25 protein-coding genes, 1 tRNA gene and 1 pseudogene are annotated in these 24884 nt (G+C 66.9%); 19 read left to right on the forward strand and 8 right to left on the reverse strand.

Annotated elements, in window-relative coordinates:
* Nucleotides 1-29: 29 nt before the first annotated feature.
* From ACH4YL_RS26595 to ACH4YL_RS26620, 6 genes and pseudogenes are all read left to right on the forward strand, one after another.
* Nucleotides 30-281, forward strand: a pseudogene (locus tag ACH4YL_RS26595) (site-specific integrase); the annotation flags it as partial.
* A gap of 349 nt (nt 282-630) precedes the next feature.
* Nucleotides 631-1212: a DUF6932 family protein gene (locus tag ACH4YL_RS26600; protein ID WP_398509950.1), complete on the forward strand. Its 582-nt coding sequence runs from the start codon at nt 631-633 to the stop codon at nt 1210-1212.
* The gene (locus ACH4YL_RS26605; RefSeq protein ID WP_398509951.1) at nt 1209-2117 is read left to right on the forward strand and encodes a hypothetical protein; all 909 of its coding nucleotides are present in this window, start codon (nt 1209-1211) and stop codon (nt 2115-2117) included. Before ACH4YL_RS26600 ends, ACH4YL_RS26605 begins: the two co-directional genes overlap by 4 nt.
* Nucleotides 2118-2214, forward strand: a tRNA-Ser gene (locus tag ACH4YL_RS26610).
* A gap of 131 nt (nt 2215-2345) precedes the next feature.
* Nucleotides 2346-2801: a hypothetical protein gene (locus ACH4YL_RS26615; protein ID WP_398509952.1), complete on the forward strand. Its 456-nt coding sequence runs from the start codon at nt 2346-2348 to the stop codon at nt 2799-2801.
* Between the two features lie 398 nt (nt 2802-3199).
* Entirely contained in the window at nt 3200-3613 is a 414-nt protein-coding gene (locus ACH4YL_RS26620) for a hypothetical protein (RefSeq protein ID WP_398509953.1), read from the forward strand.
* A gap of 398 nt (nt 3614-4011) precedes the next feature.
* On the opposite strand, the gene ACH4YL_RS26625 is transcribed toward ACH4YL_RS26620, so the two are convergent.
* Entirely contained in the window at nt 4012-4788 is a 777-nt protein-coding gene (locus ACH4YL_RS26625) for a GntR family transcriptional regulator (protein WP_398509954.1), read from the reverse strand.
* A 180-nt stretch (nt 4789-4968) separates the two neighbouring features.
* On the opposite strand from ACH4YL_RS26625, the gene ACH4YL_RS26630 reads away from it, so the two are divergent.
* The 4 genes from ACH4YL_RS26630 to ACH4YL_RS26645 all read left to right on the forward strand — a co-directional run bounded on the left by ACH4YL_RS26630 (nt 4969) and on the right by ACH4YL_RS26645 (nt 8507).
* Nucleotides 4969-5331 (forward strand): hypothetical protein, encoded by a 363-nt coding sequence (locus ACH4YL_RS26630; RefSeq protein ID WP_398509955.1) that lies wholly within the window; start codon nt 4969-4971, stop codon nt 5329-5331.
* Nucleotides 5331-6635, forward strand: a complete 1305-nt coding sequence (locus ACH4YL_RS26635; RefSeq protein ID WP_398509956.1) for an FtsK/SpoIIIE domain-containing protein — start codon at nt 5331-5333, stop codon at nt 6633-6635. Before ACH4YL_RS26630 ends, ACH4YL_RS26635 begins: the two co-directional genes overlap by 1 nt.
* On the forward strand, nt 6632-6826 hold the full coding sequence (locus ACH4YL_RS26640) for a hypothetical protein (RefSeq protein ID WP_398509957.1): 195 nt from the start codon (nt 6632-6634) through the stop codon (nt 6824-6826). Before ACH4YL_RS26635 ends, ACH4YL_RS26640 begins: the two co-directional genes overlap by 4 nt.
* Before the next feature lie 265 nt (nt 6827-7091).
* The gene (locus ACH4YL_RS26645) at nt 7092-8507 is read left to right on the forward strand and encodes a replication initiator (RefSeq protein WP_398509958.1); all 1416 of its coding nucleotides are present in this window, start codon (nt 7092-7094) and stop codon (nt 8505-8507) included.
* A 137-nt stretch (nt 8508-8644) separates the two neighbouring features.
* Here ACH4YL_RS26645 and ACH4YL_RS26650 read toward each other — a convergent pair whose 3' ends face one another.
* The gene (locus ACH4YL_RS26650; RefSeq protein ID WP_398509959.1) at nt 8645-10096 is read right to left on the reverse strand and encodes a recombinase family protein; all 1452 of its coding nucleotides are present in this window, start codon (nt 10094-10096) and stop codon (nt 8645-8647) included.
* 68 nt (nt 10097-10164) lie between these two features.
* On the opposite strand from ACH4YL_RS26650, the gene ACH4YL_RS26655 reads away from it, so the two are divergent.
* Nucleotides 10165-10767 carry a hypothetical protein gene (locus ACH4YL_RS26655; RefSeq protein WP_398509960.1) on the forward strand — a complete coding sequence of 201 codons (603 nt, stop codon included), beginning with the start codon at nt 10165-10167 and terminating at the stop codon, nt 10765-10767.
* Nucleotides 10768-10895: 128 nt separating this feature from the next.
* Here ACH4YL_RS26655 and ACH4YL_RS26660 read toward each other — a convergent pair whose 3' ends face one another.
* Nucleotides 10896-11669 carry a polysaccharide deacetylase family protein gene (locus ACH4YL_RS26660; protein WP_398509961.1) on the reverse strand — a complete coding sequence of 258 codons (774 nt, stop codon included), beginning with the start codon at nt 11667-11669 and terminating at the stop codon, nt 10896-10898.
* A 257-nt stretch (nt 11670-11926) separates the two neighbouring features.
* On the opposite strand from ACH4YL_RS26660, the gene ACH4YL_RS26665 reads away from it, so the two are divergent.
* From ACH4YL_RS26665 to ACH4YL_RS26685, 5 genes are all read left to right on the forward strand, one after another.
* Nucleotides 11927-12106, forward strand: coding sequence for a hypothetical protein (locus ACH4YL_RS26665; protein ID WP_398509962.1), 180 nt, complete (start codon nt 11927-11929; stop codon nt 12104-12106).
* Between the two features lie 326 nt (nt 12107-12432).
* Entirely contained in the window at nt 12433-13665 is a 1233-nt protein-coding gene (locus ACH4YL_RS26670; protein WP_398509963.1) for a CmpA/NrtA family ABC transporter substrate-binding protein, read from the forward strand.
* Nucleotides 13662-14558 (forward strand): nitrate ABC transporter permease, encoded by an 897-nt coding sequence (ntrB, locus tag ACH4YL_RS26675; protein ID WP_398509964.1) that lies wholly within the window; start codon nt 13662-13664, stop codon nt 14556-14558. Before ACH4YL_RS26670 ends, ntrB begins: the two co-directional genes overlap by 4 nt.
* Complete coding sequence (locus tag ACH4YL_RS26680) at nt 14555-15343, forward strand: ABC transporter ATP-binding protein (RefSeq protein WP_398509965.1); 789 nt, start codon at nt 14555-14557, stop codon at nt 15341-15343. The genes ntrB and ACH4YL_RS26680 overlap by 4 nt, the downstream gene beginning before the upstream one ends.
* A gap of 1083 nt (nt 15344-16426) precedes the next feature.
* Nucleotides 16427-16708, forward strand: coding sequence for a hypothetical protein (locus tag ACH4YL_RS26685; RefSeq protein WP_398509966.1), 282 nt, complete (start codon nt 16427-16429; stop codon nt 16706-16708).
* 464 nt (nt 16709-17172) lie between these two features.
* On the opposite strand, the gene ACH4YL_RS26690 is transcribed toward ACH4YL_RS26685, so the two are convergent.
* On the reverse strand, nt 17173-17508 hold the full coding sequence (locus tag ACH4YL_RS26690; protein WP_398509967.1) for a hypothetical protein: 336 nt from the start codon (nt 17506-17508) through the stop codon (nt 17173-17175).
* A gap of 2063 nt (nt 17509-19571) precedes the next feature.
* Here ACH4YL_RS26690 and ACH4YL_RS26695 point away from each other — a divergent pair.
* Entirely contained in the window at nt 19572-20174 is a 603-nt protein-coding gene (locus ACH4YL_RS26695) for a GPP34 family phosphoprotein (protein ID WP_398509968.1), read from the forward strand.
* Between the two features lie 33 nt (nt 20175-20207).
* Here ACH4YL_RS26695 and ACH4YL_RS26700 read toward each other — a convergent pair whose 3' ends face one another.
* On the reverse strand, nt 20208-21158 hold the full coding sequence (locus ACH4YL_RS26700; RefSeq protein ID WP_398509969.1) for a hypothetical protein: 951 nt from the start codon (nt 21156-21158) through the stop codon (nt 20208-20210).
* A 316-nt stretch (nt 21159-21474) separates the two neighbouring features.
* Here ACH4YL_RS26700 and ACH4YL_RS26705 point away from each other — a divergent pair, with 316 nt between their 5' ends.
* Nucleotides 21475-22287: a class I SAM-dependent methyltransferase gene (locus tag ACH4YL_RS26705; RefSeq protein WP_398509970.1), complete on the forward strand. Its 813-nt coding sequence runs from the start codon at nt 21475-21477 to the stop codon at nt 22285-22287.
* Nucleotides 22288-22505: 218 nt separating this feature from the next.
* On the forward strand, nt 22506-22904 hold the full coding sequence (locus tag ACH4YL_RS26710; RefSeq protein WP_398509971.1) for a helix-turn-helix domain-containing protein: 399 nt from the start codon (nt 22506-22508) through the stop codon (nt 22902-22904).
* 8 nt (nt 22905-22912) lie between these two features.
* On the opposite strand, the gene ACH4YL_RS26715 is transcribed toward ACH4YL_RS26710, so the two are convergent.
* The 3 genes from ACH4YL_RS26715 to ACH4YL_RS26725 form a co-directional block, all read right to left on the reverse strand.
* Complete coding sequence (locus tag ACH4YL_RS26715) at nt 22913-23512, reverse strand: ClpP family protease (RefSeq protein ID WP_398509972.1); 600 nt, start codon at nt 23510-23512, stop codon at nt 22913-22915.
* Nucleotide 23513: 1 nt separating this feature from the next.
* The gene (locus ACH4YL_RS26720) at nt 23514-24173 is read right to left on the reverse strand and encodes a ClpP family protease (RefSeq protein WP_398509973.1); all 660 of its coding nucleotides are present in this window, start codon (nt 24171-24173) and stop codon (nt 23514-23516) included.
* Nucleotides 24174-24308: 135 nt separating this feature from the next.
* Complete coding sequence (locus tag ACH4YL_RS26725; RefSeq protein WP_398509974.1) at nt 24309-24707, reverse strand: PPOX class F420-dependent oxidoreductase; 399 nt, start codon at nt 24705-24707, stop codon at nt 24309-24311.
* Nucleotides 24708-24884 lie beyond the last annotated feature (177 nt).

Consider the following 24884-nt stretch of genomic DNA (forward strand, 5'->3'; position numbering starts at 1 on the left):
GCAAGTGCGTTTGCTCGCTGCTGAGTTGACCGATGCGGCCGGAGGAACAGGCCGAGCTGCGTTGCAAGGACGTAGACCTGGATGCGATGACCGTTCGCATACGCAGGGCCGCGCCCGAGCTGACGACCGGCCGTCGCGCGCCTGGCGACACCAAGTCGGAAGCAGGCAAGCGGCTCGTTGTCCTGCCGGCCTCTCTCCGCACGGACCTTTGGCGGCATCTCGACTGGTACGCCAAGAAGGGGTCGGACGGACTGCAGTTCGTGGGGGAGAAGGGTAAGCCGCCGCTGGCCTGGGGCTTCTCCGTGGAGCGGGTGACGGGAATCGAACCCGCGCTCTGAGCTTGGGAATCGCCGCGCTTCGGCGGCCCGATCTGCCTCCTGACCAGGTGCAACGGGTGCTGGACTGAAGCCCGAAGGCCTGGTCCAGCATCCGCTGTTGACCGTGGTTCCCCGTCTCGTCGGGCACGGATCGGGCACGGCCGATAGCTTCCCTGTGCAGGAGCAAGGTTCACGCGTCTCCTGAGCCGCCTCGAATAGGAGCACGTGCCGCTACTCCATGTGACGAACCCTTGCCGGATCGTGTCGTATCGGAGGATCATGCTCCGGGACACCTATGCACCTAGGGGGGTACATGGTTCCGGAGTGGGGCGATCGCGGCTTTCTGCCGCCAGGTAGGTACAGACTGGACCCTGACGGTGCCGAGCGACTGCTTGTTACAGACGAGCGGTTCAGCGGTTCGGAAACGCGCGAGCAACTCTGGGCCGGGTTGGAGACCTACCTCAGTCGCTTCTTTGAACTTGAGGAACGTCACGGGGGCGTCATCGGTGATCAGGCACTCGTCCATGCCGTTTGGCTGGGTGGCAGCTACGTCAGCACAAAACTGAACCCTCAGAACGTCGATCTCACGGTGCTGATCGACGAGGGGGCCGTTGCTTCCATGAAGGGGTTGGCCGGCACCCGGTGGCTGAGTTCGGCCTTCAACCGCAACGCAAGGCTCGCCGAGCTTGGAGTGTCTCCGCTACGGGTTGGGTATCGACCTGTCGTCTCTGTCTTCCGTGCCGAGCTGCTAGAGCCGGACGATCAGGCGTACCTTCGGGAGCGAGGAGCGTGGGACGACTGGTGGCAGCGTTGTCGGCCCGATGGGGTAGACAAGACAGAGCCAACGCTTGAGACAGTGGCGCCACGGCGAGGCTACGTGGAGGTGACGCTATGAGCACGAGCTGGAGGCAGCGTGCCCTTGAGCGGAACCGGCAGGCCAACCGCCATTTCTTCGCTGACCTGGATGACGACCACCAGGACAGCGACAGTTATGACGAGGAACTACGGCGCTTCTGGCTTGAGGCCGCGCGACACTATGACCCGACCGCAAGCCTGGACGAGGAGCTGACCGTTCGTCTCAAGGGAGATGCGGCAGATAGGGGTGCACTAGATTTTAGAATTGGGGATGCACTCCTGAAACCGCTGAGGGATGGTGTCAGTGCTGCGGCTCGAAAGGATATTGAGCTGGAACTGACGGGTCTTTCTCAGGGGAGTACCGTGCTGCATGTCCGTCCACGGGTGCCAGATATCGTCGAAATGGATGGACAGGGAGAGTTTTCGCATGTCGACGCGTCAGTCGCCGACCCTGCCATACGAGATCTGCTGAAGCTCGTAGACGCAGCCGAGAATGAACGTGACGTTCGGCAGTGGGAACGCATGGTGCCAGGTCTTGACGGTGTAGTGGAAGCCCTGGATAAATTCGACCTGTCTATGGAAGTGCGCTGGCGGAGCCTAGACGGAGCAGTGCGCTCCTCGTCTCTTTCCGGTCGAGGGAAGGGCTACGTGCGTAGCCTGCGAAACCTTGAGATGCACAAATCCAGGACTGTAGTTACGGGGCGCATCACGGAACTCCGCGAGTCGGGTTTGGTCAAGGTTAAAACCGGCGTGAGTCGCAGGTCGACGGCTTATGAGGTGCGCGTAGAACCCGAAAGCTTGATTGGCATGCACTTGGAATTGGGCATGACGGTCTCCTTCGTGGTGCAGGTCGTCAAGAAGAAAGACAAGATCGGGCGCGAGCGGTCGACCGAGTACCTCTTTCTGAGGATGGGCGAGGGGCAGGCAAGCTTCACCGAGGAGTAGGCGGTGGAGTCTCAATGGGCGAGTCAACCCCCTCGGCGATCTTGAAAACCGTCGTGGCAGCGATGTCACCGTGGGTTCAAATCCCACACCCACCGCAGGTGAACGGCCCCTGACCAGGGAAAATGGTCAGGGGCGGTGCCATATCCAAAGCGCTGTTAGTCCCTGTGATTCCCCGTGGCTTCCCGTTGCATCGGGCACGCCAGGGGCACGAACCTTCTGCCGGGGGGCATGGTGTCGGACGCAACGGACTGGCTTAGCGCGACTGGCGGCATCGTCGGTGCGATTGGCGGTCCTGCGGGAATCTGGGCCGCGTGGAATCAGCACAGGATCGAGAAGCGCCGCCGTTCCGCCCCGCCGGCAGAAGTTACCGACTGCCTCCTCAAGGTGATCCACACTGCCTCCCAAGCCACCTTTGCGTACAGGGACCGAGCATGGTTCGACGCTGCTGGCGGCGAGCAGGCCAACCGTCGGCTCAGCGAGTTGGAACCCGCAGTGCGCGATGAGCGGCTTGCCGCACACCTATCTTCCGTGGGCAGTTATTACCTGCTCATGGCTCGCCAGGTGACTCGTACGGATATGGACGCCACTGAGGTGGCTGAGACGGTCCAGGACCAGCGCGAGATGGCTCGTATGCTCAAACAGCGCGCTGAAGAAGCTCTCGCGGACGTCAAGCGCTTGTCCTAGCGGGTGGCTCAACGTCGACAACCACCGCAACGGGCAGAGGTCGGTGGAGTCTTAATGGGCGAGTCAAGCGCCGCTGGGTGCGATCAGTAGCCGAAGAAGTGACACGCCGGGTTCCCGACCTGCGGCCACGTTATTAATCAACGCTGTGACCTGCTGCTGAGTTGTCGGCAGTTGTCAGCGTTGGTCATCGTTGAGCGCCCTTCCACGGCCCCGAGACGGCCCCGTGGAGGGCGCTCCGTGATGTGAGCTGGTCCGGAGCGGTCATATGGGTCGATGGCTTCGGCCGTCGGTGGTGCTCGCGCGATGACGAGTCCTCCTAATGGGCTTCTTGGTGTGCGCGTCCAACCACTAACTCGCAGAGTTGGGGTCCAACGGCAGGATTTCCAGAGGAGCCACCCATGCCCATGGAGCAGCTGAAAATACGCGTCGTTCTGCAAGACGCCGCCCCATACACGAAACACCTAGATGCATGGGAAAGCCTGAGCAGTGCACTTGCCGATCGCGAGGATCTGCGAGACAGCGTTCGTAGAGTTGATTACAACGATGGAGTGCTCCGGGGCGCCCTGCCGGAGGCCCTTGCGATCATCCTCGGACCTGGGGTACTGACAGCGGCAAGCACCGTCATAATCTCCTGGCTTCGCCATCAAACCAGCGATATCAAGCTGCATGTCACTGGTCGAAGAGGTCAGGAGGTCACCTTGGAGGGCGCCCGGGTTCGCGAGGCCGACAGAGCCCAACTTCAAGCGCTCGCGAGCGAGCTCATCACACAGCTCGGTGAAGATCCAAGTGATCGGCCGACGCCGCCAACTTAAATGGTGAGCGCAAACGGGTGAGAACATCGACCAAGGGCGGTGGAGCGGGTTTGGCCGGTGTCCTGCCCGGTTTGGGGTCGAGCATGATCAGGGGGCCGTACGCTGGCCGGCAACTCGGGCAGGCTGTGATCCTGCCCGGAATTTGAACGAGTGGCCCCCTGGTCTTGCTCGACGCGGGACCCGAACCGGGGAGGTGGCTAAAGCCGTGGAGCCGACCGCCCCAGCCACAGCGGGTTTCTCCCCACCATGGTGCTCGCTCTAGCCGCGCGACCGGCGTAGCCGGGGACGGAGCGGGGCGGAGACAGGAGCGTCGTCCCCGGCGGTGAGCCGGGGAGCGCGCGGCGAGCGGAGCGAGCCGCCTTGAGTAAGTGAAGAAGGTTTGGACCGATCCGGCGTTGTCAGGTGCGGACGGCGCGGAGTGTGCGGGGGCTGTCGGCGGTAATGCGGTAGGTGAGTTGGGCCTGGTTGCCGCTGGTGCGGAGTTCTTCGAGGATCAGGGGTCGAAGGTCGGTGCCGTGGGTGACGCGCATGGCGTGGATGACCGGTGTGGCGTCGGGGAGTTCCAGGGCGCTGCGTTCGTCGGCCTGGGGCATGCGGGCACGCACTGTCTCGGACCAGGTGAGTTTGTGTCCGGCGGCCGTGAGGGTCGCGTAGATCTCCTCCACCGGAGCGTCGGGGGCCTCGGCGAGCTGCGGCACGTCGTCGGCGGTGGTGAAGGGGATCAGCACGCGGTGCAGTGCGCGGGCTTTGCTGGCCGGGTCGATCAGTACGCGGTCGACGCCGAAGAGGGCTTCTCCTTCGGTGAGTTCGAGCAGCGGGCCGGTTGTTTCGGTGGTCACGGTCCGGTAGAGGGTCGGCTCGTGTGCCTGCTCCCACGGGGCGTGGTCGGCCGCATAGGTCTTGCCGGTGCGGGTGATCGTGCGCTCGATGGTGAGCGGCGGCGTCGGCGCGCCCTTCACGAAGCTGCCCTTGCCGTGGCGCACCTCAATGAGTCCTTCGGACCGCAGTGCCGCGATGGCGTTGCGCACGGTAGGGCGGCTGACTTCGTAGCGGTCGATGAGCTGGGCTTCGGAGGGGAGCGGGCTGCCGGGTGGGAATTCGCCGTCCGCGATGCCTTGCCGGATGGCGGCGGCGACCTGCTGGTACAGCGGTCCGGGGCGCTCGATGCCTGCCATGTGTGTGGCCTCCGCTCGTGGACGCGGGATGAGTGGGGCGGCTGGCGCCCGTCGTATTACGTCACTCGTCAGCATAAGTGCTTGCGTTCTCACGTCAAGCCATGCATGGTTGGCACTCGTCAGTACGAGTGACGTCAGGTCAACTCTGGCGTCTGGATGGCCAAGGGAGGCCAACTACCCATGCAGTCCATACCTGTGGACACATCCCGGCTCGGCGTACTGCGGTGCGCTGTCGGGCCGGAAGCGAAGGTCAGCAACTTCGAGACGAAGGAGGTGAAGAAGGACCGGGACGGCAACACGATCTACACCGTGGCCGTCACGGTCCGGCAGGACGGCCGCCGCGTATCGGTGATCGAAATCTCGGTGACCGGGGAGCCGAAGGGCATCACGGAGGGCACGGAAGTAAGGGTCACTGGGCTGGAGGCGTTCGCCTGGGCCATGGGCGACCGGCACGGCATCAGCTTCCGCGCCGCTGCCATCACGCCCGTACCGGCTGGCGGCGGGTCGGGAACTGCTGCTGCCAGTAAGGCGGGTGGCCTGTGATGGGACCGATCCTGCTCGCATTCGCGCTCGCGGCCCTGGCATGGTTACTGGTCGCCGGCTCGGCGCTGCGGGAGCGGCATCCGGTGTGGTTCTGGTACCTGACGGGATACCCGGTCGCCGTGGTGCGGGTGCTGTTCACCTGGCGCAAGGTCGCGCAGTTCAACGGCCTCGCCCTCGCCCGCAAGCCTTCCCGGCGGGTGCTGGGGGATCTGGAGGTACGGGGCGAGCCGCTGCGCCCGATTGCCCCGCGCATCTCCTTCCCGCGCGCCACACAGACCGGCCTGTCCCTGGTGGTGCGGCTGCATCCGGGTCAGACGCCGGGGCCGTTCATCGCAGCAGCGGACGCGCTCATGCACGCCTGGCGTATGCACGGGGTGCGGGTGACCTCGCCTGTGAGGGGAACTGTGCTGATCACGGCGACTGCTCGGGATCCGCTGGAGCGGCCCGGCCTCGCGTCCGCTCCTGCTGAACTGCTCTGTGCGCTGATCGGGGCGCTGGAGTCGGGCGGGGCGTGGGTGATGGACCTGCGGCAGGTTCCGCACTGGCTGATCACCGGTGCGACTCAGTCGGGCAAGTCGACCCTGCTGGCTCGGCTGGTGTGCCAACTCGCCCCGCAGCCGGTGGCGCTGGTCGGTATCGACTGCAAGGGCGGCATGGAACTCGGTCTGTTCGGCGAGCGCCTGACCGTGCTCACCACCAGCCGGCGTGAGGCGGTTGCCGTGCTCGGTGCGCTCGTGGTCGAGATACAGGACCGTATGCGGATCTGCCGTGCGGCTGGGGCCCGCTCCATCTGGGAACTGCCCCACAGTGTGCGTCCGGTGCCGGTCGTGGTCATTGTCGATGAGCTGGCGGAGCTCTACCTGACGGACGGCACCCGGGAGGGTAAGGCAGAGGCGGAGCAGTGCTCCACCTACCTCCTGCGGCTCGGGCAGCTCGGCGCGGCGCTCGGCGTGCATCTCGTGGTCGCCGGGCAGCGCGTCGGCTCCGACCTCGGGCCGGGAGTGACCGCGCTACGTGCTCAGCTCGGCGGCCGGATCTGCCACCGCGTCAACGATCCCGGCACCGCGGAGATGACCCTGGGCGACCTGAACAAGGACGCCGTGGCCGTCGCGCAGTCCATCACCCCGAACGAGAAGGGTGTGGCCGTGTGCACCGGGACGGAAGGGGGTTGGGACCGGGCCCGCTCTCACCTGACCACGATCGAGGAGGCCCGCAAGACCGCCTCGGCCTTTGCCGGAATGACGCCCGAACTACCGGGCCTGGACCGTGCGTTGAAGGTCTCGGGTGGAGGTGAGCAGGCGTGAGTGAGGCAGCTTCGATTCCCTTCGCGGTCATCTTCGGGATCACCACCGTCCTGCTGGTCCGCTCCCGCGATGTGAAGGCGTGGGAGGCCGTCATGGTCGGCCTGTTCGGTCTCTACCTCGGACAGACCCCGGTCATCTTCACCGTGGATGGCCTCGTGACCTGGATCCTCTCCGGCTTCACCCACACCTGACAGGGAGCCGTATGCCGATGCGCCGCGTGCGCTGCCCCGTCTGCAAGGGCGAGCGCTACCGCAGGACCCGCACCGGACACCGGCGGCGCTGCCGTTGCTGCCGGGGCACCGGAACCATCCGCTGACCGATCAGCCAACTCACCGACATACAGGGAGTGATCGACATGGACGCAACCCACCCACCATCCGTCCGCGCCGCTTCGGCGGCCCACCCAGGGAGGTCCCCACCATCACCGCCGAGATCACCTCGGCTGACAGACGCGCCGTGCTCGACCGCGCGGCGCGTCTGCGTCAGCTCACCGACGTCGACCGAGACGCCATCCGCCTCGCCCAAGACCCGCAGTTCGCCCGCTGGCTGGAACAGATCACCGCAACCGGCGGCTGCGCTCACCCGATCCACCTCACCGGGGCAACCACCGTCCGCGACACCTACAGCGGCGAGATCCTGCACCACTACGACACGACTGGGGAACCGGGCGAACGCCTCCTGGTCCGGTGCCGTAACCGGCGTGGCACCGTATGCCCGCCCTGCTCCCGCCTCCATGCCGGAGACACCTTCCACCTGGTGCGCGCCGGACTCGTCGGCGGCAAGACAGTGCCCGACGATGTACGCGCCCATCCCCGGCTCTTCGTCACCCTCACCGCCCCCGGCTTCGGCCCCGTCCACCACACCACCCCCGGCACGGAGCGCTGCCGCCCCCGCCGCAATGCCGGGCACTGCGAACACGGACGGCCTACCGGCTGCGCTGCCCGACATGCTGATACCGATCCGCTCGTCGGTCAGCCGCTTTGCCCCGACTGCTACGACTACCCGGGCCACGTCCTGTGGCACGCCCACACAGGCGAACTGTGGGCACGCTTCGCCCGCAGTGTGCGCCGGGCGCTGGCCTCGACTGCCGGGATCGTCCAGACGCGGTTCCCCGAGCATGCCCGGCTCTCCTTCGCGAAGGTCGCCGAGTACCAACGCCGTGCGGCCATCCACGTGCACGCCGTCGTGCGGCTGGATGGGCCCGCCGGCCCCAACACCCCGCCCCCGCCCTGGGCAACTACCGACGCGCTCACTGCTGCCGTACACACCGCCGCTCAGGGCGTCGAGCTCCGCAGTCCCCATAGCGCGGCCATCGGCGAACATGCCTTGCGCTGGGGAGCGCAGCTCGACGCCCGACCACTGCGCGCCTTCGGCGAAGGCGAAGGGCTGGCGGATGACGCCGTCGCCGCGTACGTGGCCAAGTACGTCACCAAAGGAGCGGCCGACACAGCCGCCGGCACCGACTACCGGCTCACCTCCGCCGACGACATCGAGACCGCTCCGGTCTCCCCGCACCTGCGGTCTCTGATGCGTGCCTGCTGGCGTCTTGGCGGACTGCCGGAGTTCGAACACCTGCGGCTACGTGCCTGGGCTCACAGCCTCGGCTACCGCGGCCACATCCTCACCAAATCCCGCGCCTACTCCACCACCTACGCCACCTTGCGCGCCGAACGCGCAGAGCACCAGGGGCACCACCAATCGCTGGACGTTCTCGGCACTGCAACGGACGCCCACTGGCGCTACATCGGCTCCGGCCACACCTCGGGTGCCGCCCTCATTGCGGCCGGGATCGCTCAAGACCAGGCGGCCAATCGGGAGGCTGCACGCGAGGCGACGTCACAACCCGCCGGGGGCGCTATTGGTGCCGGATGAGCTGAGAAGGAGAGTTGCCGCGTCCCGTGCCCGTCAGGGTCTGCCGCCTGTGATTGAAGACCTGGCCGTCATCGAACGCGTGGCTCGGGTCTTCAATCTCATCGCCCCGACGGAGCAACCCGCTCTCGGCCACGGGGTCACGCGATCCAGTCGAATACGAACCGGTCCGGATCCCATCGCTTACGCGGATTCGCCGGGCGTACCTCGATCGACCGCACACAAGCCGTAATGATCGCTCGTCGCTGGGAGTTGTTCATGTGCTTCCAACGCGCCTGCATGTCCTCGAAGGCGCCGACGAACCCCATAAGTACGGCGGCACGGGACACCTTCGCGAGCTTCCCCCGATTGCGCTCCAATCGTTCCTCGATCGGGAGGCGCGCAATCATCCACTCCTTGCGGCTGATGCGTCGCTCGCCCATGTCCCTGGCCAGCTCTTCTAGTTCTTCCTCATCGGTCCGGATCTCGTCGTACAGCTCGCGGCCGCCGTCGTCCTGACTGCGCAGCCGCTCTACAAACGCAGGCGACTCCAGCGCCGCCAGCACCATGTCCCGAACATGCTCATCAGTTCGCTCTGCATTGGTCGCGGTGCCCGCGCACGCGTCCGTGCCTGGAGTGTTGGGGCACACATAACGCGGAACCCCGCTCCGTGGACGGCCGTTCATCCGCCACCCGCAAGCCTTGCCGTCCGCCTTCGGCTTCCCGCATCGCAGCACACCGGAGAGCAGATAGCTACGCCGTGTCGTCCCCTCCACCCTCTCCCGGCGGGTGGAGTCGGCCAGGATCCTTCGCACCCGGTCCGAGTCCTCATGGCTCACAATCGCGGGCCACACGGCGTCCGCCACGATCTCTCCAAGCAGCGGCCTCGTTCCCTCCCACGAGTCGCGCGGCGTGTGCTCACGACGGCCGCTGATCCGGGCAGAGGCCAACAGGCGGCGCAAGCCATGTGCCTTCCACGGCTTGCCCGCGGGACTGACGATGCCGCGTGTATGCCAGTCACGGCTGATGCTGGCCAGACTCTCGTTCGCGAGCACGCGCCGGACACCCTCCCGGATCACTTTGGCTTCGCTCTCGCGGATGGTCAGCCGATCGTCTTCGTAGCCAAAGGGACGCTTCCCGCCCCCGGCTATCCGTCCCGCCTCGGCTGCCTGGCGGCGCTGCCGCGTCTGGCGCTCGGCCTTGTGCTCCGCCTCGTGGCGGGCAGCGGCACCGAGCATCCGAGCGACCATGCGACCGGTCGGCGTTGCGAGATCGATTTCACCGCTCACCGTGGCCAAGTCGATGCCGTGTCGGTCCGCGAGGTCGATGACGTCTTCCAACTCACGTGGGGAGCGTGTCAGCCTGTCCACATGCCACACGGTGATCGCGTCGATCTCGCCTCGGCGCACCTCCGCCAACAGCTCCTGCCAGGCAGGGCGGGGGGCTCCCGAGTAGGCGCTCACGTCGTTGTCCGTGTGGATGGAGACGACATCCCAGCCCATGCGGACGCACAGCGCCCGACAGTCCTCTTCCTGACGGGCAACTCCGAGTCCGGCCCCGCCTCGGTCCTGGCTGATCCGGCAGTAGATCGCTGCCTGCTTCGTGGTCGCCATGGGTCACATAGATACACTCTCGTAGGGACCGGCGTCAGCTGCCCGATCGGTGTCGCGAAGGCGGAGGGGTGAGCGCTGGCGTCACCCCCGAACTGCTGGCGGGGCTGTGGCAGGAACGGCGGCCGTCGGGTCCGCCCATCGCCCACACGTTCCGCAGTAGGTACTGCGACCGGTGGGTGCGCTTCCACAGCCTCCCCGAATCGAAGCGCTACCCGGAGTCCGAGGACGAGTACGCGATCCTGCTGGACCGGTACAACACGATTCTCGACGAACTGTTCGCGGGCACAGATGTGTTCGTGGTGACCATGGACTGGTCGCACACGCCGACCGGGCCCGCCGGCCACCCGACCCACGAGATACGACAGAAACTGCATGCCCACGGCATCCTCTGGTGGACCGAGTCGGAGCAGGACGATCCCGACCCGGAGTTCCCCGCCTACACACGCCTGTACGCAACCCGACGCCCGTGGGAACGCGGCTGCGTCGATGAACTGCTACGCGCCGTCGCGGACGAGGCGGTCGTCGAAGCGTTCTTCACGGATACGGAACTTCGACGCATCCACCACCCCTACGACGGCGGCGCAGACGTCGTCCTCACGACAACCGCAGAACGAGACCGGCTGCGCGGCCGACACACCGCCTGGCTCCCCAGCAACACAGCGGGGCTCTGACACCCGCAGCAGGAAGGCCGACGCCACGACAGCGCATCCGGCAAGGTGGGCGGTCCGCAGGCTCGGACAGGTCATGACGTGGGTTCCCAGTACTTGAGATCTCGAACGCCGGGACCGACCAGGGCCGCTCAACGCACCGGGAAGCCGCAGGAGTAGCCCTGCTCCTTGAGCCAGGGGAGGATCCGGCGCAGGGCCTCGACGGTCTGGGAACGGTCGCCGCCCGCGTCGTGGAAGAGGAGCGTCGGCCCATTGGGCAGCTCCCGCTCGACGGTGGCGACGATGGCGTCCGTGCCCGGTCGTTCGAAGTCCTTGGTGTCCACGTTCCAGCCCAGGGGGCGCATCCCCCGGGAAGCGGCGAGCGTACGGCTGTGAGGGGTGAAGGCCCCGCCGGGCGCCCGGTAGTACATCGGCCGTACACCTCCGGACGCCTCGGTGATCATGCGTTCGGCGTCGCGTATCTGCTGCGACTGGTAGGCCTGGGACTTCTTGTCCATGGTGGTGTCGTGCGACACCGAGTGGTTGCACAGCCGGTGCCCGGCCGCGACCACCTTCTTCACGAGGTCCGGGTGGGCCTGCGCCTGCCTCCCCACCATGCAGAACGTGGCCTTCACCCCGTACTCCCGCAGCACGTCCAGCACTTGAGGGGTCCACACAGGGTCGGGGCCGTCGTCGATGGTGATGTTGACGCCGCGCGTCCCCTTGTCCGAGGCGTGCGCGATGGTCACCGCGACCTGCTTGACGTCACTGCCCGGCGTGGCCGACGCGGCCGCCTTTGGCGACGAGTCGCCCACGGCGCTGGCCTGCGCCGTCCACACCGAGGCACCGGTGGCGAGCACCGTCACCCCGAGCGCCGCCCCGACCAGCTTGCCGTACCAGCCCCGCCCACCACCGTGCCGTGCCATATCCGCCCCGCTTTCGCCCAGTCCCTGGCCGATCCCCGGTCACTTTGCGACCACCTGGCAGGACGAAGGGCGGCGGCCACGGGATGCGTCCGTTACCGATCACGGACAATCTCGGGGGAGTTCGCGGACAACTCGGCCGGCAGCGGCCAGACCCGGGCCAGTTGGCCCGTTCTCAGGGCGGCGGCCACGGTGCGGGTGTCGTTCCACTCAGCCTCCCCGGAATCTGGACGGCCGACTGGATGGGCTACCCCGGCCCCATGGACTCGACCGGCGCCTCCTATCAGGAGGACGTCGTGGAGTTCACCGTGCGGGCATGCGCGGCAACGACAGTGCTTGGCCTTCTGCTTCGGGGCTGGGTGACCGCTGCGAGTCAGGCTGCTCTTCTCGGCGGCAACGCACTGTTCCTCGCCTCTCTGCCGACGTACTGGAACCCTTGAGGCAGTGACAAGCGTGCGACGTGCGACGTGCGACCCGCCGGACAGGCCGTAGCTCACGATTCACATCGCGGGGTCCAACAGGTCACATGGCAACGCAAGCTCGCAGAGACCGGTGTTTCCTGCCCGATCGGTGTTGCCCCCGCGGGAGGGTGATCACGTAGAGGCTGGTCAAATCGACGGCTCCCGCGCCCCTCCGCGCCATGGCTGCAACGTCAGACCGGTTACCGCAACCTCACGCCGGGCGCCTACCGGGATGCGAGATGTGCGATTTACACCCTTGACATCTGCGCAATTCCGCCGTCTCGGGCGGCCCGTAGGTTCCGGCCATGGAAAATAACCTCGGGCGAAGACAGCTGCTACGCCTCGCCGGATCAGCCGCAGTCGCCGCCTCGCTCGGCAGTGCTCTCGCCGCCTGCGGAACGAGCAACAGCACTCCCTCGTCATCGAAGCCCGGTCGTAAGGTGAAGCTCGGCTTCATCGCGTTGACCGACTGTGCGCCGCTGGTGATGGCAAAGGAACTCGGGTACTTCGCCGAGCGCGACCTCGACGTTGAATTGATCAAGCAGGCCTCCTGGCCAGCCACTCGGGACAATCTTCTCAACGGGCAGATCGATGCCGCTCATGCCCTGTTCAGCCTTCCGCTCTCCGTTGCGGCGAAGGTTGCGGGCACAGGCTCGACCGACCTCAAGATCGCCATGGTGCTCAACAACAACGGCCAGGCCATCACCCTCAAGAAGGACTTCGCCGACGCCGGGTACGGGAACCTCGGCGCCGCCCGGGAGCTGCTGGAGAAGAAGGCGCCCACGCTGGCCATGACCTTCCCCGGCGGCACGCACGACACATGGCTGCGCTACTGGCTCAAGGCCACCAAGGCGAATCCGTCCAAGGTGAAGATCGTTCCGATCCCGCCGCCCCAGATGGTCGCCAACATGAAGGTCGGCAACATGGACGGCTACTGCGTCGGGGAGCCCTGGAACGCCGTTGCCGTCCAGCAGGACATCGGCTTCACCCACATCACCACCCAGGACATCTGGCAGCACCATCCCGAGAAGGCCCTCGTCGCGGGCGCCAGGTTCGCCACGCAGAAGAAGGACGTCCTGGCCGATGTGATGGGGGCGGTCCTCAAGGCCGCCAAGTGGCTCGACGACCTGGACAACCGCGCAAAGGCGGCGACGACGATCGGTGCCGCGCAGTACGTCAAGGCGCCGCCGAAGGACATCGAGGGCCGGCTGCTGGGCACCTACGAGCTGGGGGCAGACCTCGGCGAGAAGAAGTTCAGCGGCGACCAGATGATGTTCTTCCGCAATGGCGAAACCTCCGCGCCACGGCGCGCGCACGCCATCTGGTTCCTGAGCCAGTACCAGCGATTCGGGCTCCTCAACGAGGCGCCGCCGTACGCCAAGATCGCTGACGAGATCATCCTGCGCGACCTGTACGAGGAGGTCGCAAGCAAGGAGGGCATCGACGTCCCGGGAGACGACATGAGCCCGTTCCGCGTGAAGCTCGACAGCACGATGTTCGACCCCAAGAAGCCAGAGGAGGAGGCGAAGCGGCGATGACGATCTCGCTGATCAAGGCGGACGAGGGGGAGCCGGCGGGGGCGCCCGACCCTCAGCCGGGGCCGCCCGGCGCCTCCGGTCCTCCATCGCCCACCCCCGGCGTCTGGGCCGGCCGGCTCGCCGAACTGGGCCGCGGCCTCGGATGGGCCGTGCTCGGTACCACGGCCGTCCTGCTGCTCTGGCAGCTGGCTGCATCCCGCTCGACCGACGTCCCGGCCCCAATCGACGGGGCCCGGACACTGGTCGACCTGCTGGCCGATCCGTTCTACGACAACGGCCCGAACGACAAGGGGGTCGGGCGGCAACTGGGCACGTCCCTGCAGCGGGTGTTCATCGGCTTCGCACTGGCCGCTGTGGTCGGGGTGTCGGCGGGGATGCTCATCGGCGCGAGCCGCCGGGCCTGGCTGGCGTTCAACCCGGTGGTTCAGGTGCTGCGTCCTGTGTCGCCGCTGGCCTGGTTCCCGATCTGGCTTGCCGTGCTCAAGGATGCCGCCCAGGCCTCGATATTCGTCATCTTCATCACCGCGCTGTGGCCCACGCTGATCAATACCGCAGCCGGCGCAGCGGACATCCCGAAGGATCATCGCAATGTCGCGCGGGTCTTCCGCTTCGGTCGCCTCGCTTACACGAGGCATGTGCTCGTGCCGAACGCACTGCCGTCGATCATCACCGGTCTGCGGCTGTCGATGGGCATCGCGTGGATGGTCATCGTTGCGGTCGAGATGCTCTCCGGAACTTCAGGGATCGGGTTCTTCGTATGGGACTCGTACAACGCCGGGAACCTGAGCTCGGTCGTTGCCGCGATCGTCCTCATCGGTCTTGTCGGTCTGGTCCTTGACGTGATTCTGGTACGGCTCTCGCGCAAGGTGGCCATCGAGGAGGTTCAGTCATGACGGTCGAGATCCGCGGTCTGCACAAGACGTTCCGTCGGAGGGGATCGGCCGCGCAGCACGTGCTCCGGGGGGTCGACCTGACCGTCGAAGAAGGGGAGTTCGTCTCCTTCATCGGCCACTCGGGCTGCGGCAAGTCGACACTGCTCAACATGGTCGGTGGCCTGGTCCGCCCGGACGAGGGTGACATCGTCGTGGACGGTCAGCCGGTTACCGGGCCGGGTCCTGAGCGGGCGATGGTCTTCCAGAACTATTCCCTGCTGCCCCGGTTGAGCCTTCTCGCCAATGTGCGCGAGGCCGTCCGGGCGGCACGCCCGGACTGGTCGAAGGCGAAGGCCGACGGGATGGTCGAGCGGTATCTGACCGCCGTCGGACTGTGGGAGCACCGCGACAAGCGCCCGGGACAGGTGTCGGGCGGCATGGCGCAGCGCGCCGCGGTTGCCAGGGCATTTGCCGTGGGGCCCCGCACGCTGCTTCTGGACGAGCCGTTCGGCGCGCTGGACGCGCTCACCCGCTCGCGTCTGCAGCAGCAGCTCATAGAGCTGTGGGGAAACGAGTCGGAGACCGAGAAAGTGCTCATGGTTACGCACGGGCTCGACGAGGCGATTCTGCTCGCCGACCGGGTCGTGGTCATGTCGAACCCGCCCCACCCATCGGTACGCACGATCATCCCGGTGCCGATCCCGCGTCCTCGGGACCGCACGACCGTCATCAACCACACGGCATACGCCGGGATCCAGGAACAACTGGCCGGTCTGCTGCTCGCCGACGAGGCGGTGGCCGCATAGCCCGGCCGCTCGCGGGATCGATACAAGTCTTGCCGAGCCATCGATAGGTGTGAGGTGGCTGCGGTTGGTGGTCTCAGCTTGCGACGAAACGCCTCCAAACAGGCTGAGACCACCGCCCGCAGCCACCTCCCGCCTGTCGTGGGGCCACCGTCTGCTGTGACGATCTCTGTCAGCGACGGCGACCAGGACGCCGCGGCCCGACTTCCCTCCAGGAGCGTCCTTGTCCGGCCGGGGACGAACTGCTGGCCCACGTGCATCCGTGACCGGGCGAGCCCGCCGAACGAGCAACTGTCGCCCCTGGGTCACATGGCAGCCTAGGATCGGCGGGACGGGTGTCAAGCTAGGTGACCCGTTCGAGACGAACTGGGGGCGTCTTGTCCGACGGGCATCGCGCCGGCTCCGGAGGCTACGGACTAGTAGTCGACGGCGCCCCGCCCCGTGCTTCAAGACAGCGGTCGTGGCACCAGGCACCTGTCGCAGTGCTACGGCCGGCTTGAGCGGCACAGCGCGCATGAGCGAGGTTGTTGCAGCTCATGAGGGTGTGGGGGTGGGGGTCGCCCAGGACCTGCTCGCCCTGGGCGAGGGTGGTCTCGTACAGGGGGACGGCGCCCGTAGTTGCTCTCGCATGACGCGTCCCGGATGGCCTGCTTGGACCAGTTCATCGACTCACCCCTCTGGGCCGCGGTAGGTCCCCGGCCGCGCCACTCCGCGTCGGAATATGCCTGATGCATGCGGGTATGCACTGCGGGCATCCAGTGTGGCCCAGAACACAGCGATCATGCTCTGGTCTTGGCGCTACGAGACGTGAGGCGACGAGGCGGTGACCATGTCTGTGACGAGGGCAGAAGGGCCGGGGAGCGGGACTCCTGCCGCGCTGGAAATCGGCACGCCGGCTGTCGACACGAGGCGAAACAAGGTCGGTCGAGTGATGGGCCGTGTCGGGCCGAGGGTCCAACTGCGCCCCTTAGAGGGAGGTCGCGAGGGGGACGTAGAGCCGCAAAAAATGCATGAGGCGAGTGCGGATGAGGCGCTGAGCGCGCGGGTGGCTGAGACCAACAGGCGTAGCCAGAACCGGGGGTTCTGATGGCTCCGCACACGATCATCAAGGCGGCAGAGTGGACGCTGACGGCGGAGTCGGGGGAGGGTGCACCTCAGGCGACCTTCTCGGCGATCTGCCTCAAGTGCGGCGCTGAAGCTGAGCCCGCGGACGGCGAGCGGCTACCGGTGGAGGTGTGGACGCTCAAGCACACGGGGCTGCATCCGACGCATCGCCAGTTCAAGGCGGCGACGGAGTACTTCTGGCGGGTGGACCCGGCGCCCGGCAACCCCTATCTGGCCGCTGAAGGTCAGGGCGTTCAGCCGTGAGACAGCGATCGTTTCCGGCGTACTGATCCACGGTGACTCTGTCCATCCTTTGCGGCGATAGTCGCTAAAGCGGTGGAGTCCTTCCACCGGGGTGGCGTGGCTGGGGCCCGCGAAACCGCTGACCTTCTGGGCGTTTCGAAGAAGGCAGACCTCTGACCTGCCAAGTGCCTACGTTGCGTTCAGCGTTCCACTCTGCGCGAGATCCGGCTTGACCGCTGATTACCGCCCCTTCTGGTGCTGATTTGGGCGGTGTCTGCGAGAAGCGATGAGGCAGACGCCCCTGTCCGCACCCCGGGTCCCATTCTCTACCGTGCGCGTGACCTGTTCAGCGTCAGGGTAGTAACTCATGAAGACGAAACTGCCCGTGTGGGTCCGGAAATAATGCCGCGAAAACGCCGGGGCCCTGGATGAACAGAGGCCCCGGCGTCGTCGGTCCGCCCTGAGCGGGCGGGCATATTGAGGGGTTACTTGCAGATTGACGCGATGCAGACGTTGATGTTCTTGACCGTGACGCTGGGGTTGAAGGACTTGTAGGTGTTCACGGTCACGTTCTTCAGGGTCGTGACGTTGACGGTGGCCTTGTTGAAGTTGTTCTCCAGCACGCTGAGCTCGTTGCCGGTCAGCGTCCGGTTTCCGGTGATCTTCACGATAACCGGGCCAACGTTCGTGTTGTTGCAGGTGACTACGTTGGCGAGGCCGTTGCTGCAGCTGTAGTTGCCCGTAGCGGACGCGGTGGTGGCGCCGACCAACAGGGCGGGGAGCAGACCCACGAACAGGGCAGCAGGAACAAACTTCTTCACGATGTTGTCCTTTCTCTCGCATAACTGAACTGGGCGCTAGTGCCACGCCTGGCTTCGGATTGCCAAGCTTCAGTCCACACCGAATCCTTGGCGACGGAACGCCCACTGCACCCGGCGCCAGGAAAGCGTCACCCTGATAGGGGCAACTCCCGGTTGCCGTGTCGAAGGCATCCTCGAAATGCGTTCTACCCCGGGGAAGGTTTTCGGAGCTTTCAGGTGTCGCGCGCCAGTTCGGTGTGGATTTACGGTGAGTCGTCTGCTGATGAAGTCGATCACCGCGAGGTGGATCACGGCTTGGACCGGTGCGCGGATTGGTTTCGCAGTCGAGGGCGAGGCGTCGGTGGTGCATGTGCCGGCCCGACCGCCCCAGCCACGTAGTGGCCGTCTTCGCCTCGGCCAACTTCGCCTCGCTCCAACCGCGCGACCGGCGCAGCGGGCCCGAGCGGTGGCCGATCTCCGGCTCAGGTGTGCTGGCGATGGGCAGGGGGCAGCGTTTGACTCTGCCGCGGATGACCAAGGCAGCCAGAGCAGCGCAAGCTCAGTCAGACGAAGAGTCATCTCGATGTAGGTGCCCATGGTGGTCAGGTTCTGGCCGCTGGAGCGGAAGACCACGGAGTTGATCACCACCCGTGCGACCTTCTCGACCCGGCCGCGGCTGACCCACTGCGCCGGCGGACCGGTGAGGTGATCGTGCCTGAGGTCTGGGCCGGTGACATAACCGCCAGCCTCCGCCACCCTTCCCGTCTGTCCGCCAGCGGGTCAGCGTTGTCGGGTCAGCCGTTTGACCTGCCGGGCTCACAAGGCCCGCATCACGCAGGAGGTTTGTGTTGGCACTGACTCATTGGAAGAGGGCGACGGAGTGGCTGGCCGCCGCTGCGGAGGATCCGCGAGCTTGCAGGCGTGACTGGCAGCGCGGCGGCACCGGCATCCATCTGTTGGCCGCCGGACGCTTCTGGGACGTGCTGATCGTCCCCGCGTGCCTGGGTCTGCGTGCGACAGACATCCTCGACGATCTTCCTTGCGCTCCCGGCCCTGTGCTGCTGGACGGCAGACGGCGTGAGGTTGGCTTCTTCCTGCCTCTCGATCCTGCGGCCACTTGGGTCGGTGATCGCACCCGCCACGTCACCCAGGGAGGATGGATCACCGCGCCCGCCCCCCACTGCCGCTGGGGAGACTTGCGATGGCTCGTACCGTCCAACGGAAACGGCATCCTGACGCCGCCCGACACCATCGAGCTCGCCCTGTACCGGGCCACGCAGGAACTGGCCCGCTGCCATGGCACCCCCGCCCACAGGTGCCGGCCTCCATATCGCAGTGCCGCGCAGTACACCCATCACGACCGACAGCCCAGGCCGCCGGGATGGGTGACGAGCAAGGGAGGACGGTCGGACTGATGGCAGGCTGTGTTGGCCGCGCGAGCTGAGTCCGTTAAGCAGGTCACGACCGAGGCGTAATCGATCACCGTCAGCGGCGGTGTGATAGCCGCGTGGGTGTCGGTGTGGCGTCGGGCAGGTCCAGGGCGCCGCGCTCGTCGGCCTGCGGCATGCGCGCTTGTACGGTCTCGGACCAGGTGAGTTTGTGCCCGGCGGCGCTGCGTAGATGTCCTCAAGCGGGGCGTCCGGCGTTTCGGCGAGTGGGCCGACACGGCTTACACACAAGGCCGCTATCACCTCGCGGAACCGCCGTCGTCCTGACTGCGCAGCCGCTCTACAAACTCGGGCGACTCCAGCGCCGCAAGAACCATGTCCCGAGCATGCTCATCCGTGCGCTCTGCATTGGTCGCGGTACCCGCGCACGCGTCCGTGCCCGGGGTGTTGGGGCACACATAACGCGGAACCCCGCTCCTGGGACGGCCGTTCATCCGCCACCCACAAGTCGCTGCTCGCTTCGTGGTCGCCATGGATCATGTACGTACCCTCTCGTGGGGATGGGTGTCTCGTGCCCGAACGGTGTCCAAGGCCGAGGGCTGACGTCACCCAGGGGCGCCGGATGCGGAGCCACTATGTTTGGTACCCGCCTCTTGGCCGGGTATCGCCACCCCTGCCTCCGACATGGAGCCCGTCATGACCACACCGCGTGACCTGTTGATCGTCAGCATGGACGTCGCGTCCAGTCGCCCCGTGGAGCGGGGCGACCTGTCGCTCGCCCTCGCGGGAGCCGAACTGGTCGACCTCGTCGACGCCCAGGCCCTCACGCTGGACGACGACCGCATCGTGCCCGGCCCGCCGTCGGAAGTAGCTGATCGCCAGTTGAACGACGCAGCGTCGTCGCTCAGCCGACAGACACCGTACGAGTCGGTCGAAGACTGGCTGTGGCGCCGAGGCCGTGGCCTGTCCTCGACCTATCTCGCCGCCCTGGAGGCGGAAGGAGTGGTCGCTCGGCAACGCCATCGCTGGGTTCCCCTCCGGACCGACCGAACGGCACTGGTCGACTCACCGGCCCGCCGCCACGCCGCCGAACGCTGGACGTCGGGCGAGCCCGTCCTCGCCGCGCTCGCGGCAGCCTCGGGAATCCATGAGCCGTCCGAAGACTCCGAGGATCTCTCCGACGACGCCGTCGTGACCGTACTGGCCGCCGTCAACAACGCGGTGATGGAACTGGAGGCCGTACGGCAACGGCGAAAGATCGAAGACGCGGCCTTCGACAACATCTGGCGAGGCCCGTGACAAGGACACATGAGGATGGTGAGCCGTGACGAGTCAGTGGTCCGCGCTCTTGTTGCGACGATGAGAGACCTGTTCCCGTGCCGTGCGCCAACGTGACCGTGTCTGCTCGACCACGCTGTCCCACTGCTGGCGTACCTCATGGTCCGAAGGGCGCCGGCCGTGACGGATCCGACTGAGCTCGTCTCGTACTTCTCGTCCTACTGCGGCCGATGCGACGAGGAGGAGCATGCCTGCGAAGAGGGCCGAGATCATCGCGAAGACGGCACCGACCACCCCGTAGCGTGAGGCGGACGAGTTGAAGAGACGCGGCAGGTAGAGGGTTGCGGCCACGGAATAGACCGTTGCCAGAACGGCTGCTGTGACGCCGAAAGGGATCAGGTCGGGCCAGGTGATCCGCTTTGCTGACAGGATCCACCCGCTCCAGACAAGGAACACGGCGGTTACCGATGCCTCGCCGGCCGCGGTCACCAGACCTAGCCCGCTGCCGCCATGGAATGCGGAGAGCCACCCGGTGACCACTGCGTAGCCACCAAGTGTGAGGATCCACCACAGGCCGTTTCGTGTGTTGCGCACGCTGAGGGGCTTGAGTTCCCATGTCTGTTCGAAGAGCCGCTGCGAGGCTCGCGCGAAGCTCAGCACCGAGATCGTCAGGAACACCACCCCAAAGATGCCCACGCTCGCGTTTGAGCTCTCGGCAGGGGAGAAGAGGGAGTTGACTGCTTCGGCGCCCTCTCCGGTGAGGCCGTAGCGCTTGATGATCCGCTCCGCAGAGTCGTAGTCGACGAAGTCGCTCAGGACGGCGCTGACGAGGATCGCGAGCGGAACCAGTGCGGTGAGAGCACTGGACGCCAGGGCCATCGAGCGGTCGAAACCAACAATCTTCTGGAACCGGTTGATGACTCGCAACGCGAAGGCGGGACGCAGCCAGAACGTCAGCGTTCTGACCAGACGCTCGCGATTGATCCTCGCCGTCCTGCCCTCCATGAAGATCGGAACCTGTATGGCGGCGCGAGCCTAACGGACGGTCACGGCGTCGATGACGGGCGACACGGATGTTTCGCTCAAGGGCTGTGAGCGAGGCTTGACATGGACGTGGAGGACGGCCGGAGAGCCGGGCCGATGGCTCTGCATACGCATTGCCCGGTGCGGAGCTTGTCGAGTTGCTTCTCGAAGGCCTTTGTCTCCGCCGTCAGCTGTTCGCGTGCGTCGTCCTGCGTCTTGTCGCCCTGGTCCTTGAACGCCTCGGTGAAATGCTGCGGCGCTGTCGCATGTGCGTGCCCCGTCGAGGATCGTGGTGGCCATGAAGGGACAGACGCCCGACAAGTGGACAGCCGGAGAAGCCTACGACCGGTACATGGGCCGCTGGAGCCGTCCGGTCGCGGATGAGTTCCTCGGGTGGCTCAACTGCCCGGACGGCTTGCGGTGGCTGGACATGGGATGCGGTACGGGGGCGTTGACCGCATCCGTGGTTGACCGATGTCGGCCCCGGGCGGTGCTGGGACTCGACCGGTCCGTCGGGTTCGTGGCCTCGGCCCGTGGCGCCAGGGATGCACCGGCGCACTTCGCGGTGGCCGACGCGCAGTCGCTGCCGGTGCGCGACGCGGTTTTCGATGTGGCCGTCAGCGGACTGGCGCTCAACTTCGTTTCCGCTCCGGATGCTGCCGTGGCCGAGGCGACCCGCGCCGTGCGGCCGGGTGGGCTGGTCGCCGCCTACGTCTGGGACTACGCCGAGGGCATGGGGTTCCTGCGCTGCTTCTGGGATGCCGTGGTTGCGGTGGACCCGTCGGCTGTCGCACTCGACGAGGGCCGACGATTCCAGATGTGCCGGCCGGATCTGCTGCGAGCGCTGTGGACGCGGGCGGGACTGGTCGACGTCGCGGTCGCGCCGGTTGTGGTGCCCACCGTCTTCGCCGGCTTCGCGGACTTGTGGGAGCCATTCCTGGCCGGGCAGGGCCCCGCCCCCGGCTACGTCACCGCACTCGATCCGACCGCTCGGGACCACTTGCGCGACGCGCTCCGCGCGTCCGTGCCGACCCGGCCTGATGGGACGATCGCGTTGACCGCGCGGGCCTGGGCGGTCCAGGGCCGAAGGCCGCGCTCCCCCGGCATCTGACGGAGTGAACGGAGTGTGCCCGCTCCCGTCGCTCGTGCTGGCCGTGCCGTTCCACGTCAGCGATGGCAACGCCGCTCATATGCCGTTTCCCGTACGGCGGTTGAGGCGCGGCGGGCCGCGACGGCGTCCGGCCGAAAGAGAACGCCGGGCAGGCGGATTTCGCCGGTGGCGCAACCCGCCTGCCTCCCGACCGGGCCCAATCCTCATACGCTGAAGAGGTGAGCAGCGACGCGCCGAACCAAGCCCGTGTCATCCCATTGCGCCCGGCTCCCGCGGCGCCGGCCCCCACGGGTCCTCCTGCCGCCAAGGAGCCGCTGTGGCGGCACGTCGTCGGTGACGTGCTGCGGCGGGAGCGTCTTGCGCAGGAGCGCACGCTCAAGGATGTGGCCGACGCGGCCCGGATCTCGATGCCGTATCTCTCCGAGCTCGAGCGCGGCCGCAAGGAGGCCTCGTCCGAAGTCCTCGCGGCCGCGGCCCGTGCCCTGGGCCTCGGGCTGGCCGATCTCCTCGCCCTGACCCAGAGCGAGCTCGCCCGTCTCGCGCAGCCGAGGCCGAGGGCCAATCGCCGTAGCCCGCACGTGACGTCGCTGCACGGCGGCGTGCTCCTTGCCGCCTGACCCTCCCGTCAGGCCACCAGCCGCCGGCTGAGCACCTCGTCCGCCAGCCCGTACGCCACGGCCTCCTCCGCGGTGAAGAACTTGTCGCGGTCCATGTCCGTGCGCAGCGTCCCGGCATCGTGGTGCGTATGCCGCGACAGGACCTCCTCGACCTGCGAGCGGATCCGCAGCATCTCCTTCGCCTGGAGGCTGAGGTCCGAGACCGTCCCCTGCCGCCCGCCGCTCGCCGGCTGCCCCAGCAGGACCCTGGCGTGTTCCAGTACGAACCGCCGCCCGGGATCTCCGCCGGCCAGCAGTACCGCCGCGGTCGAGGCCGCCTGTCCGACGCAGAACGTCGAGATCGGGGCGCGTACGAAGGTCATCGTGTCGTAGATCGCCATGAGCGAAGTGAACGAGCCGCCCGGCGAGTTGATGTAGATCGCGATCTCGCTCTCCGGGCTCGACGACTCGAGGTGGAGCAACTGCGCGATGACGACGTTCGCGACCCCGTCGTCGATCTCGGTGCCGAGGAAGATGATCCGCTCGGACAGCAGCCGGCTGAAGACGTCGTACGACCGCTCGCCCTGCGGTGTGCGCTCGACGACGTTCGGAATCGTGTACTGCCCCATGTCAGACCCCCAGCCCCACCGGCCGCCGCGACGCGGCGGGCCGCACGTCGTCGAGCGACTCGACGACGTGATCGACCATCCCGTACTCCTTCGCCTGCTCGGCCGTGAACCACCGGTCGCGGTCGCCGTCGCGCGAGATGGTCTCCTCGCTCTGCCCGGTGTGCTCGGCGGTGATCCGCTCGACTGCCTTCTTCGTGAACTCGAGGTTCTCCGCCTGGATCGCGATATCGGCGGCGGTCCCGCCGATCCCGGCGGACGGCTGATGCATCATGATCCGCGCGTTCGGCAGCGCGAAGCGCTTGCCCGCGGTCCCGACGGTGAGCAGGAACTGCCCCATGCTCGCGGCGAACCCCATCGCGAGGGTCGACACGTCGTTGGGGATCAGCCGCATCGTGTCGTAGATGGCCAGCCCCGCGGTCACCGACCCACCCGGGCTGTTGATGTAGAGACTGATCCCGGTCCGCGGATCCTCCGCCGACAGCAACAGCATCTGCGCACAGACCCGGTTCGCGGAGATCTCGTCGACCTGGGTGCCGAGGAAGACGATCCGCTGGGTGAGGAGCTGCGCGGCGAGGTGGTCGTCGAAGCGGGAAGGGGGTGTGTCGCCGTCGTCGGCGCGGGGAGCGAGGGCTGGGTCCCAGCCGGTGAGGAGTGGTGACACGGTGCCTCCTTGTCGAGCCCGCGGCGACGTTCGCAGCGGTCTCTCCACTGTCGGAGGCCGGGACGGGCGCGTCAGGAATCTCGGCCCGCAGCAGATTCGCTGAGGGCAGAGGTCGCGGCACCCGGTCCGCACCGCTCACGGCGCGAAGCGCAGCACCTTCTCCGGAGTGATCCGGACGATCAGCCGGACCTCGTCCGGCTTCTCCGCCGGCGGCTCCACCCCCAGGTACTTGTGCGAGAGCTCGTACGGCAGACGCTTGTCCTCGTCCGGGAGCAGTTCCGCGACTCCGCGGATCTCCGCCGAGCTGTACGGGTTCGCCAGGTCGAAGACCGAGACGCTGACCCGCGCGTCGCGTTCGATGTTGCGGGCCTTCTGGCGGTGCGCCGTCGTGGAGAAGAGCAGTGCGTCGCCGTCGCGTTTGATCCAGACCACCGAGGAGTGCGGTGCGCCGGAGGGGCCGACCGTGGAGACGGTGGCGAAGTTCTTGGCGTCGAGCAGTGCGCGGACGGTCTCGTCGAGAGCGACGGTCGGCATGGCGTCCATCCTCCAACTAGCGGGTGCGTAAAGGGACTTGGGGTCACTCCGGGGAGCCACCTGTGATCATGGAGAACGCGCCGCCGGAAAATCGCATTCCCCGGCGGCGGGTCCTGGTTAAGCTGGATGCATGGGTTCACACACGCACTACTTCTTTCTCTGATTCCGGGCGCGGAC

The organism is Streptomyces sp. NPDC020681, assembly GCF_044334895.1.
Taxonomy (GTDB): Bacteria; Actinomycetota; Actinomycetes; order Streptomycetales; family Streptomycetaceae; genus Streptomyces.